This is a genomic window from Robiginitalea sp. SC105 (assembly GCF_014243345.1).
GTDB lineage: Bacteria > Bacteroidota > Bacteroidia > Flavobacteriales > Flavobacteriaceae > Robiginitalea.
Window position 1 is genome coordinate 1,085,885 of record NZ_JACLZF010000001.1, and the last position, 11,664, is coordinate 1,097,548.

The 11,664-nt window shown below is 57.7% G+C and carries 11 protein-coding genes; 3 read left to right on the forward strand and 8 right to left on the reverse strand.

The features are described 5' to 3' along the window. Positions 1 to 70: 70 nt before the first annotated feature. The 3 genes from H7F20_RS04810 (at position 71) to H7F20_RS04820 (ending at position 3,772) form a co-directional block, all read left to right on the forward strand. Complete coding sequence (locus H7F20_RS04810) at positions 71 to 1,429, forward strand: Gfo/Idh/MocA family protein (RefSeq protein ID WP_185784978.1); 1,359 nt, start codon at positions 71 to 73, stop codon at positions 1,427 to 1,429. A gap of 148 nt (positions 1,430 to 1,577) precedes the next feature. Then, on the forward strand, positions 1,578 to 2,936 hold the full coding sequence (gene hemN, locus H7F20_RS04815; RefSeq protein ID WP_185784979.1) for an oxygen-independent coproporphyrinogen III oxidase: 1,359 nt from the start codon (positions 1,578 to 1,580) through the stop codon (positions 2,934 to 2,936). Positions 2,937 to 2,950: 14 nt separating this feature from the next. Continuing rightward, entirely contained in the window at positions 2,951 to 3,772 is an 822-nt protein-coding gene (locus H7F20_RS04820; RefSeq protein ID WP_185784980.1) for a universal stress protein, read from the forward strand. A 117-nt stretch (positions 3,773 to 3,889) separates the two neighbouring features. On the opposite strand, the gene H7F20_RS04825 is transcribed toward H7F20_RS04820, so the two are convergent. The 8 genes from H7F20_RS04825 to ccoS all read right to left on the reverse strand — a co-directional run bounded on the left by H7F20_RS04825 (position 3,890) and on the right by ccoS (position 11,648). Then, positions 3,890 to 5,278, reverse strand: a complete 1,389-nt coding sequence (locus H7F20_RS04825) for a Gfo/Idh/MocA family protein (protein WP_185784981.1) — start codon at positions 5,276 to 5,278, stop codon at positions 3,890 to 3,892. 117 nt (positions 5,279 to 5,395) lie between these two features. Continuing rightward, positions 5,396 to 6,100 carry a sulfite exporter TauE/SafE family protein gene (locus H7F20_RS04830; protein WP_185784982.1) on the reverse strand — a complete coding sequence of 235 codons (705 nt, stop codon included), beginning with the start codon at positions 6,098 to 6,100 and terminating at the stop codon, positions 5,396 to 5,398. Positions 6,101 to 6,142: 42 nt separating this feature from the next. Beyond that, positions 6,143 to 6,589: a FixH family protein gene (locus H7F20_RS04835; protein ID WP_185784983.1), complete on the reverse strand. Its 447-nt coding sequence runs from the start codon at positions 6,587 to 6,589 to the stop codon at positions 6,143 to 6,145. A gap of 11 nt (positions 6,590 to 6,600) precedes the next feature. Beyond that, entirely contained in the window at positions 6,601 to 8,016 is a 1,416-nt protein-coding gene (gene ccoG, locus H7F20_RS04840; RefSeq protein WP_185784984.1) for a cytochrome c oxidase accessory protein CcoG, read from the reverse strand. Between the two features lie 41 nt (positions 8,017 to 8,057). Continuing rightward, complete coding sequence (locus tag H7F20_RS04845) at positions 8,058 to 9,038, reverse strand: cbb3-type cytochrome c oxidase N-terminal domain-containing protein (protein ID WP_185784985.1); 981 nt, start codon at positions 9,036 to 9,038, stop codon at positions 8,058 to 8,060. After that, positions 9,035 to 9,226 (reverse strand): CcoQ/FixQ family Cbb3-type cytochrome c oxidase assembly chaperone, encoded by a 192-nt coding sequence (locus tag H7F20_RS04850; protein ID WP_185784986.1) that lies wholly within the window; start codon positions 9,224 to 9,226, stop codon positions 9,035 to 9,037. Before H7F20_RS04850 ends, H7F20_RS04845 begins: the two co-directional genes overlap by 4 nt. Before the next feature lie 3 nt (positions 9,227 to 9,229). After that, positions 9,230 to 11,431, reverse strand: coding sequence for a cytochrome-c oxidase, cbb3-type subunit I (gene ccoN / locus H7F20_RS04855; RefSeq protein ID WP_185784987.1), 2,202 nt, complete (start codon positions 11,429 to 11,431; stop codon positions 9,230 to 9,232). Between the two features lie 10 nt (positions 11,432 to 11,441). Beyond that, complete coding sequence (ccoS, locus tag H7F20_RS04860; RefSeq protein ID WP_185784988.1) at positions 11,442 to 11,648, reverse strand: cbb3-type cytochrome oxidase assembly protein CcoS; 207 nt, start codon at positions 11,646 to 11,648, stop codon at positions 11,442 to 11,444. Between the last annotated feature and the right edge of the window lie 16 nt (positions 11,649 to 11,664).

Genomic DNA, 11,664 nt, shown 5'->3' on the forward strand with positions numbered 1-11,664 from the left:
TGAGCGGGAACCGGGACGGCAAACCCATTAATTCATAAATTTCCCGGTCCGTAACCAACACCTTTTACACATGGGATCCAGAAGAACTTTTATCCGTAATTCGGCCTGCGCGGCCACTGCCATCAGCCTTTCCCCTTCCGGGATGCTGGCTTTTACCCCATCCGCACCTGCAGGCACCCTGCGGGTGGGACTGATCGGGGCGGGCCTAAGGGGCACCAACCACCTGAACAACCTCCTCCAACGCGAGGATGTGCAGGTAACGGCCATCTGCGATACGGACCCCGGACGCATAGACCTCGCACTGAAACTGGTCCGGGAGGCGGGGAAGGGAAAACCCGCCACGTTCGGGGAGCACGAACACTCCTACAGGGACCTGCTCGGGCTGGAGTCCGTGGATGCGGTGATTATTGCGACCCCGTGGCTTTGGCATACCCCGATGGCCGTCGATGCCATGAAAGCGGGAAAGTATACGGGCCTGGAGGTATCTGCCGCCACCACCCTGGAGGAATGCTGGGATCTGGTCAATACGCATGAGGAAACCGGAACCCACCTGATGCTGCTGGAAAACGTCAATTACCGTCGGGATATCCTGGCCGTGCTGAACATGGTGCGCCAGGAGGTGTTCGGCGAGCTGGTGCACTTTCGCTGCGGCTACCAGCACGACCTGCGGGAAGTCAAATTCAACAATGGGCAGCAGCCCTACGGCGGGGGCGTGGAATTCGGGGAAAAGGCCATTTCCGAGGCGCGCTGGCGGACGCTGCATTCCCTGAAGCGCAATGCCGATGTCTACCCGACCCATGGGCTGGGGCCTGTCGCAGCCATGGCGGACATCAACCGGGGCAATCGCCTGGTGAGCCTGACTTCCAGTGCCAGCAAGGGCATTGGCCTGCACAACCATATTGTGGCCCAGGGCGGGCCGGACCACCCGAACGCCTCCCTGAAATTCAAACAGGGGGACGTGATTACCACCACCCTGACCACCGCCAGGGGCGAGACCATCATCGTCACCCACGACTGCAACCTCCCCAGGCCCTATTCCCTTGGTTTCCGCGTACAGGGCGCCAATGGCCTCTGGGAAGTGGACGGGGACCGGATCTACATTGAGGGAAAATCCGAGCCGCATCGCTGGGATGCCGCGGGCCCGTGGCTGGAACAGTACGACCACCCACTCTGGAAGAAATACGGGGAGTATGCCACAGGTTCCGGACATGGCGGGATGGACTTCTTTGTCCTCCACGCCTTTGTGCAATCCGCCCTTTTGGGGGAAGCGCCGCCGATCGATGCGTACGACGCAGCTGCATGGAGTTCGGTAACCCCCCTCTCCGAGCAGTCGATTGCCGGGCAGGGCGAGCCACAGGACATCCCGGATTTTACGCGTGGAAAGTGGATCCGACGGGAAGCCTACGACTGGATAAAGGACACCTATTAATTCTGCGGGCCTTTTCTTCAGGCAGCCAGCCATTTTAATGCAGCAGCAGTCCGGGAACCCGTGCGAGCCGGCCTTTTGCGGACCGGCTGACAATTGTCATATTTTCCACAGGGGTCACCGCTTAGATTTGTATGAAATATCTTGGCGTATGTGCACCCTGATTAAAAAATACAATGTTCCTGGCCCGCGATATACCAGTTACCCCACCGTGCCCTATTGGGATCGGTCGGGATTTTCGGGCGATAGCTGGAAAGCCTCTGTAAAAAGGAGTTTTGACCAAAGCAACGAAACCAGCGGCATCAGCCTGTACATCCACCTGCCATTCTGCGAGAGCCTGTGTACCTTCTGTGGCTGCATGAAACGGATCACCAAACGGCACGACGTGGAAGGACCCTACATTCGGGCCCTGCTCAGGGAATGGCAGCTGTACCTGGAACTATTTGACAAGCGCCCGGTTATCCGTACACTCCACCTGGGCGGCGGCACCCCCACCTTTTTTTCTCCGGAAAACCTCGGGATGCTGATCCGGGGAATCCTGCGTTTTGCAGACCGGGCCGAAGACTGGGAATTCAGCTTTGAAGGGCACCCGGGCAATACGACCCGCGAACATCTGGAGGTGCTGTATGACCTGGGTTTCCGCCGGGTATCCTACGGGGTGCAGGATTACAATGAAACGGTGCAGGAAGCCATCAACCGGAAACAGACATTTTCCCAGGTAGCTGAGATCACCCGCCTTTCGCGGGAAATCGGGTATACCTCGGTGGGACACGACATTATCTACGGCCTGCCGAAGCAGCGGGAGGAACATGTGAGGCAAACCCTTGAAAAAACCCTGGAGATCCGGCCGGACCGGATCGCATTCTACAGTTATGCCCATGTCCCGTGGATGAAGGGCAACGGGCAACGGGGATTCAAGGATTCGGACCTTCCCGGGGCTGCCGAAAAAATTCGGCAGTTTGAACTGGGGGAGGAAATCCTCGGTGCGGCAGGATATGCATCCGTGGGGATGGACCATTACGCCCTGGAGTCCGATGTACTTTTCCGGGCGATGCACGCCGGCAGGTTGCACAGGAACTTCATGGGGTATACGGAAACAGCCACCCAACTGACCATTGGCCTGGGGGTTTCCAGCATCAGCGACAGCTGGGATGCCTTTGCCCAGAACGTCAAGAGCGTGGAAGAGTATGAACACCTGGTTTCCTGCGGTATTTTCCCGCTGATGCGCGGCCACCAGCTTACCCGGGTAGACCGGCAGATACGCAGGCATATCCTGGACCTGATGTGCAGGTTCGAAACGCAGTGGGACCAGGGGCTGCCGGAAGAAATCCGTTCCGGTATCTGCAGGCGGCTGACCCAGCCGGAGGCTGATGGCCTGGTGGAGTTACTCCCCGGAAGCCTCCGGATAACGCACAAGGGAAGGAGGTTTATGCGGAACATTTGCATGGCTTTTGACCTTCGCCTACACCAAAAGGCTCCGGAAACGCGTTTATTCTCTATGACCGTTTAATCAAACCCAACAACATGAAAACAATCATTGTACCTGTAGACTTTTCCCATCAATCCGAAAATGCCCTCAAGCTGGCAGCAAAACTGGCCGGGGAAAACAAGGGGGAAATCATCGTACTGCATATGCTCGAGCTGAATTATGCCATGATCTCCTCGGCAGAATCCTTCCATCCGGAGCAAATGGTCCTGATGATCAAGGGGGCGGAAAAGCGCCTGGGAGAATTCCTGGACAAACCCTACCTGAAGGATGTAAAAATCACCCCGGTAATCAAGCATTACAAGGTATTTTCCGAAGTGAATGAGGTGGTCAAACAACACAATGCGGATTTGATCGTCATGGGATCCCACGGCTCCGACGGCCTCAAGGAACTGTTTTTCGGGTCCAATGCGGAAAAGGTGGTACGGAATGCCGAAGTCCCGGTACTGGTCGTAAAAAAGGACCGCCCCGATTTCCAGGTGGATACCTTCGTATTTGCCTGTGACTTCCGGGAAGAAAGCCTGGAGGTTTTTCAGAAAGCCCAGGAAATCGCCGGCATGTTCGGTGCCTCCTTCCGCCCGGTATACATCAATATCCCCGGGGATTCCTTTATGAGTACGGGGGAAATCAACCGGCAGATTGCCAAGTTCCTGGACAAGGCAAATGCCGGCCTGGAGGTGGATATTTACAACGATTACAGCGTGGAGCGGGGAGTGCTGGCCTATTGCGAGGCCCTCGGGGCAGACCTGATCGGGGTGCCCACCCATGGGCGCAGGGGCCTGTCCCATTTCTTCATGGGGAGTATCGGCGAGGACATCGCCAACCACTCCAGCATCCCGGTACTGACCTTCCGGATGTAGGGGGCAAGTACGGGCTGGTGCCGGCCTGTTTCCGGCCAAAAGGCTGTTGACTATATAAAACCGGCCCCGGGGATAACGAATATCCCCGGGGCCGGTTGCTTTGCATGGAACATTGCATCAACTCAACAGCTTCATGTTGTCGGGATCCCATTTAACCGGCTGGGAACGGTAATAGCTCTCGTTGGCCAGGACCGCAGCCCCGGCTGCCCGCAGCCCGAAACGGGGGTCCTGCACCACGGTGCGGTTGCCCCGGATGGCGTCGAAGAAATTAAAGAAGTGGTCGTAGTGGCCTCCCTTATAGTCCCTCGGGGCTTCAAACACGGTTTCCCCCAGGTCGAGGTAATCGCTCCGCCGGTTGCCCAGTTCCGCCTCATACGCCTCCCTTAGTTTTTCCTGGTTTGCCTCCGTTTGGGCGATCATGGAATAGCCACCGGGGATCATGTCCAGCTTGGTCCGGAAGAGCTTGACCGAATTCTGGCCCACTTCCATGGACCCCTCGGTGCCCACCAGGCGGAAACCGCCCCCGCCACCGCCCCCGGCGATGAAATTTACGCGGAAGGACGCGTTGAATGCCGCATGGGTATCGGTTTTCGGGTAATCGTAGAAGGTGAGGGTGACATCCGGCACGTCCCGGCCATCCTTCCAGTACCTAAGGCCTCCTGTGGATTGCGCCCTTACCGGGCCGTTGGAGCTCAGGATGTAGTTCAGGGTCGAAAAGGCGTGGACAAAAAGGTCCCCGGCAACCCCGGTGCCGTAATCCCGGTAGTTGCGCCAGCGGAAGAACCGGGTATTGTCATAGGGCACCTTCGGGGCCCGGCCCAGGAAGGTATCGAAGTCCACGGTCTCCGGGTTGGCGTCGGGCGGGATCGGGTATTGCCAGGCCCCTTCGGAGCTGTAGCGGTCGTTGTACATATCCAGCATGACAATGTCCCCGATGGCCCCGGCTTCGTAAAGTTGTTTGGCCTTTTCGTTCCCCAGGGAAGACATCCCCTGGCTGCCCACCTGGCAAACCTTGCCTGTTTTTTGCTGGGCCGCAATGATCTCGTGCCCTTCCTCGGCGCGTTGCACCATGGGCTTCTCGCAGTAGACGGCCTTACCCGCCTGGAGCGCATCGATGGTGATCTGCTTGTGCCAGTGGTCCGGGGTGGCCACGATCACGGCATCCACGTCCTCCCGTGCCAGCAATTCCCGGTAGTCCCTGGTTTTGAAGAGGCCTTCGCCCCAGAGTTCTTCGGCCCGGGTCAGGCGGCCCTGGTACAGGTCGCATACGGCCGTCAGCTTTACCCCGGCAACCTTCAGGGCCGACCGGGTATCGTATATGCCCTGTATCCCGCAACCGATTAGGCCCAGTTGGATCTGGTCATTCGGGCTGAATGCGGGGTAGCTCCTTTCCAGCAGGGAATCACGTCGCTGGGCAGACAATAAATAGGGGCCGGCGGTGAGCCCGGCAGTGGCCAGGGTGGTTTTTTTCAGGAAGGACCTCCTGGAGGAATCTGGATGTTTCATGCGTTGGATTTGTTAGAATGGTTTGTCCGAAGGAGGAAGATACTGCATTCTCCAATTTGGTACAAACCGTCGGGGCCGGGAATAGGAATTGGGGCCGGGATTGGGAAGTGCGGCTGCTCAGGGATGGCATTCAATCCCGGAGGCAACCGGGTTTGCGGGGACCAGGGGGGAGATATAGGGGATCCCCAGGCCCATCCCCCTGAGTATAAACAGCACACCTATCAGCACCACCAGCACCGGGATGGCCCGCCTCAGCCTGCGGGCCCATTGGCTTTTCAGATACTTGCCGAAAAGGGCGGCCACGCTCATAAGCGGGACGGTGCCCAGGCCGAACAACATCATAAAGGTGGCACCCCCCAGGGCCGTGCCGGGGGCCATGGAGCCGATAACAGCCATGTACACCAGGCCGCAGGGCAGGAAGCCGTTGAGGAACCCAATGGTCAGGAAGGTATCCGCTGTCCGTTTTTGCAGTTGGGCGCCCAGGGCGCTTTTCAACTTCCCAATCAACCGGTAAAGCGGACCTGCCAACCCACGGCCCCCGAATCGGGACCAGGGTACCAGGACAGCCAGGATCATCAGGGCGCCGATGAAGATGGAGAGCTTTTGTTGAAAGCCAAAGAGGTACAGGCCACGGCCGACCAGGCCAAAGAGGCCGCCGATCATCGCATAGGCCAGCAGGCGGCCCATGTGGTAGAGGGATAGTTGCCCGTATTTTTTGATCCCGGATTGCCGGTCCAGGGGCAGCATAAAGGCGATCGGGCCGCACATGCCGATGCAGTGCAGGCTTCCCATCAAACCCAGTAAGAATGCGGTGGCTAGCATGAGCGCTCGCTTTTTGCCCCGGATTGGCCCGGGGTTTTTGGGTTAATAGGTCAGGCGGGTCCGGTACAAATATTCCCGGCCCCGGAAGGTCCAGGCGATTCGGATATCCCAGCGACCATCCAACAAGCGGTCAGCGGGTATGAGCTGAAGTGAGTCGGATATTTGAATGGGCAATTCAAAATCCAGTTGCTCGTTGGACGGTCTGTACAGGGACACGGCGCCCCGGATCTCACCGGGGTCCATATTTTCGGGATATCGGATTTGCAGCCCCGCGGATGTCCTTTCGATCTGCAGGGTGCCCCCGGAACCGGCCAGGTTCGAAGAGGCATCCATTTCCTGTTGGTACGCCAGTTCCTCCTGGTAGTACGATTCGGTGACCATGTCGTGTTCGGCCCGCGGGTTCGAACTGGCCTGTACCACAAAGTACAGGATGAAGGCGATAAAGCCCGCAAAGGCGAGTACGATTCCTGTTCCCCAATTGATTTTCATAATTTCAGGTTTTACTTATACGTCCGCGGCGCCAGAAAGCGGGTAGCCGTGGTTTCTATTAATTCGTCCCCGCTGTAGACGCCGATTTTGAGCTTGTCCTGGTCGCCGTTGAGTTCGGACTCCGGGATGTCGATAAAAAGGGTGCCTTCGAACAATTCCTGGGCGGGTACCGCAAAGCCGTCCCCCTTTACGAAGGTGATGGTCCCCTGATGGGACATCAGCCGGAAGTGCACATCGTCGATGTCGTGGGTGGTCTTGTTGACCAGTTTGTAGGTGTATACGTTACTGATGACCTGGTTTTCCTTCCGTTGGTACAGCTGGCCGGGTAGCCGGAGTACGGAGGCTTCCAGGTCGTTCCTCAGGAAGAGCATGCCCACGAGGACCCCGGTAAGGATCAGCAGCACGGCCGAATACCCTTTCAGCCGGGGGGTGAACCGGAATTTGGAATTGCGGGCTATCTCGTCTTCGCTGGCATAGCGGATGAGCCCTTTTGGCAGGTCCACCTTCTCCATGATGGCGTCGCACGCATCGATGCAGGCCGTGCAGTTGACGCATTCCAGCTGGGTGCCGTTTCGGATGTCGATCCCGGTCGGGCACACGTGCACGCATTGCAGGCAATCGATACAGTCCCCATACCCGTGGGCCTCCCGGTCTTCCCCCTTCCGGAATTTTTTCCGTCCCTTTTCTGCTTCCCCACGTTTGTAATCGTAGGCGACCACGATGGACTTGTTGTCCAGCAGGACCCCCTGCATCCTGCCGTACGGACAGGCAATGATGCAGACCTGTTCCCGGAACCAGGCAAAGACAAAATAGAAAACCCCCGTGAAGATGAGCAGGGCCACCAGGGTTCCCGAGTGCTCGGCAGGGCCTTCATAGATATATCGCATGAGGGCGTCACTGCCGATCAGGTAGGCCAGGAACACATTGGCAATACCAAAGGATATCAGGAAGAATACGGCCCATTTGGTCAGGCGTTTGCGGATTTTATCCGCATTCCAGGGCTGGCGTGCGAGGCGTATCTGGGCACCCCGGTCCCCGTCGATCCAGTATTCGATCCGGCGGAATACCATCTCCATGAAAATGGTCTGCGGGCAGATCCAGCCACAGAATATCCGCCCGAAAGCCGTGGTGAACAAGGCGACAAAGATCACGCCGATGATCATGCAGATCACCACCAGGTGGAAATCCTGGGGCCAGAAGGGCAGGCCGAAAATATTGAACCGCCTTTCCAGGACGTTGAACAGCAGGAACTGGTTTCCGTTGACCCGTACAAACGGGGCTGCGATCAGGAACAGCAACAGGGCATAACTCACCCATTTGCGGTAGGTATAGAACCTGCCGCTGGGTTTTTTCGGGTAGACCCAGGCGCGTTTGCCCGTCTCATCAATGGTGCCGATCGAATCCCGGAACCGCTCTTCATTTGTCATGGCCTGTTCTTTTCAATTGCTGCCTGCCGCAGATGCAAGGGCTACTGGCCGGAATCCTCCCCTTCCAGGGGGTCCGGGGTCTCCGTTTCGATAATGACTTCCACGCCTGTGGAGTCTGTAGCCACCTCCACGGCATCCACCGGGGCGTCAGGATCCACGTACAGTTCGCCTTCCGGGGCTTTTGCGTCCGGGGGGTTGGTACCGTGCATGCTGATTACGTAGCTTGCCACCTGTGCAATCTCGCTGGGCTTCAGGTTGGTTTTCCAGGCCACCATGCCCTTGCCATCCCGCCCCCCTTCGGAGATGGTATTGAAGACGTTCCGGATGCCGCCCCCGAGGATCCAGTAATCATCGGTGAGGTTCGGGCCAATGGACCCACCCCCGTCAATTTTATGGCAAACTGCGCAATTTCCTGAAAATATGGCCTCCCCGGCGGCCATGTCGGAGGCCTCCGTCAGCAGTTCCACCGTGCTGGCATCAATCAGGTCCTTGGCCGTCCGCTTGTACTCCGCCACGGCCTCCCGTGCCTCCTCCATTTGCAGGGCGTATTCGGTCTCCTGGTCATTGCCGTTGAAGACGTGGAAGCGCACCAGGTAAATGGCCGCGAAAAGGATTGTGGCATAAAACAGGTAGATCCACCAGGGCGGGAGTTTGTTGTCGAGTTCCCGGATGCCGTCGTAATTGTGGTCCAGGATGATTTCACCCTCTTCCGCAATGGGCCGGGACCCCAGCAATTTCTTGTAGACCCGCATACCCCATTCCCAGCGCCAGGGCTGGTTGCGCTTCTGGAGGTACCGCTCCTGGGCCTCAGGGTCCAGGGTGTGGAACATGACGCGCTCGATGCCGCGCACCATGAGTTCCACCCCGATGAGCACCAACAGGACCAGCAACAGGAACAACAGGGTTATCGGGTAGGCCATGAAAGCCGGTTGGTCGCCCGAATCGATAACGTATTCCATCAGGCCGAAGATCGCGAAAAACAGCAGGGGGATCCGGATCCACCAGGGGATTGATTGTCTCATTTCTGTAAGGTATTTGTCGGTTCGTCTTCCAGGGGTAATTCGCTCATTTCCCGTATGTGTTGCCGGGACGCGGTCAGCACCCACCAGAACAACACCACGAAGAACACAAAGAATATCAGGAGGGATATCATGGGGTAGCTGGCCACCCCGTCGATCGTCTCCATGTAGTTTTTAACAAATTTCATCATGGCTTAAGGCTTTTCGGAGGCAACTTTGCTGCCCTGTTCAATTTTTATATCGGTTCCCAGGCGCTGGAGGTAGGCAATCATGGCCACGATTTCCCGGTCCCGCATTTCGATGAATGTTTCGCCGTTTTCTGCCGCACTGCGCTTCTGATCCTCGTAGCTCCTGGCAAATTCGGGATCCTGGTAGAGGTTCTCCTCGATCTGCCGGGCCTGCTCGGCCATGGCCTGCTGGGCGCCGGTAATGTCGTCATCAGAATAGGGGACCCCAAGCTTGGCCATGGCGCGCATCTTATCTTCGGTAGCGCTGCGGTCGTGGCGGTTCCGGACCAGCCACTGGTAGGCGGGCATGATGGAGCCGGAGGAGGTACTCTGCGGGTCGTACATGTGGTTCAGGTGCCAGCTGTCCGAGTATTTGCCCCCGATGCGCAGCAGGTCCGGCCCGGTGCGCTTGCTTCCCCAGAGGAAGGGGTGGTCGTAGACGAATTCCCCGGCTTTGGCGTATTCCCCATAGCGCTCCACCTCACTCCGGAAGGGTCGGACCATCTGGGAATGGCAGCTGACGCAGCCCTCCCGGATATACAGGTCCCTGCCCTCGAGTTCCAGGGGGGTATAGGGGGTCACGCTGGTGATGGTCGGGATATTCGATTTCACCAGCAGGGTGGGGATGATCTGCACTGCGCCCCCGATAAGGATGGCGATGGTGGCCAGGATGGTCAGTTGAACCGGCTTGCGTTCCAGCCAGGTATGGAAGGTCTCCCCCGCCAGGCGGCGGCGGTTCAGTCGTTTCAGGGGGGCGGCTTCGGCCAGCTCGTCCTCCACGGCCTGCCCGCTGCGGATGGTGGCGACCATGTTGTAGAGCATCACCAGTACCCCGGCCAGGTAGAGCGTACCGCCAATGGCACGCATCCAGTACATCGGGATGATTTCCTGTACGGTTTCCAGGAAGTTGCCGTACACCAGGGTGCCGTCCGGGTTGAAATCCTTCCACATGAGGGCCTGTGTAAACCCTGCCACATACATCGGGAGGGCATAGAGGACGATCCCCAGGGTGCCGATCCAGAAATGGAAATTGGCCAGTGGCACGGAAAACAGGGGTGTTTTATAAAGCCTCGGAACCAGCCAGTAGACCATCCCGAAAATCAAAAATCCGTTCCAGGACAGGGCGCCCACATGCACGTGTGCGATGATCCAGTCGCTGAAGTGGGCAATGGCGTTGATGTTTTTAAGGGAGAGCATGGGCCCCTCGAAGGTGGCCATTCCGTAGCCGGTAATGGCAACTACCATGAATTTGAGTACCGGGCTGGTGCGCACCTTGTCCCATGCCCCCCTCAGGGTCAGCAGGCCGTTGATCATCCCGCCCCAGGAAGGCGCGATGAGCATGATCGAAAAGGTGACGCCCAGGTTCTGGGCCCAGTCGGGCAGGGAGGTATATAACAGGTGGTGCGGGCCTGCCCAGATGTATATAAATATCAGCGACCAGAAGTGCACGATGGACAACCGGTACGAATAGATGGGGCGGTTGGCCGCCTTGGGCACGAAATAGTACATCAGCCCCAGGAAGGGGGTGGTGAGGAAAAAGGCCACGGCATTATGCCCATACCACCATTGCACCAGGGCATCCTGCACGCCGGCATAAACCGAATAACTCTTGAGGGCGCTCACCGGCAATTCGAGGCTGTTGAAGATATGCAGCACGGCCACGGTGATGATGGTGGCCAAATAGAACCAGATGGCCACATACAAATGCCGCTGCCGACGTTTGAGTACCGTGCCAATGAAGTTCCAGGCAAAGACCACCCAGACGAGGGTAATGGCGATGTCGATGGGCCATTCCAGCTCCGCGTATTCCTTGGATGTGGTGTATCCGAGGGGGAGGGTCAGGGCGGCTGATACGATGATCAGCTGCCAGCCCCAGAAATTGATTTTGCTGAGCGCGTCATTGAACATCCTGGCTTTCAGCAGCCGCTGGGTGGAGTAATAGACCCCGGCAAACATGGCATTGCCCACAAAGGCAAAGATCACTGCGTTGGTGTGCAGCGGCCTCAGCCGTCCGAAGCTCAGCCAGGAAATCCCGTCGGTGAGGTTCGGGAACAGAAACATAAAGGCCAGCAAAAGCCCTACCAGCATCCCCACCACGCCCCAGAGCATGGTGGCGTAAAGGAATTTCTGGACGATTTTGTTGTCGTATTTGAATTGTTCGACTTCCATGGTCTTCTGATTAGGTTTCGCGTGTGTTTTTGGTTGATTTTTCGGGTTTTGAAGCGGGATCCCCGGTTTTGCCCACCAGCTCGTCATCAAAGAGCATCCGCACCGAAGGCGTGTACGGGTCGTCGTACTGCCCCCTGCGGACCGAGTAGATGAAAACGGCAAAGAAAAACAGCGCCACGGCCACACTGATGGCCAGCAGCAGATAGATTACGCTCATACCCACGTAAAAATTT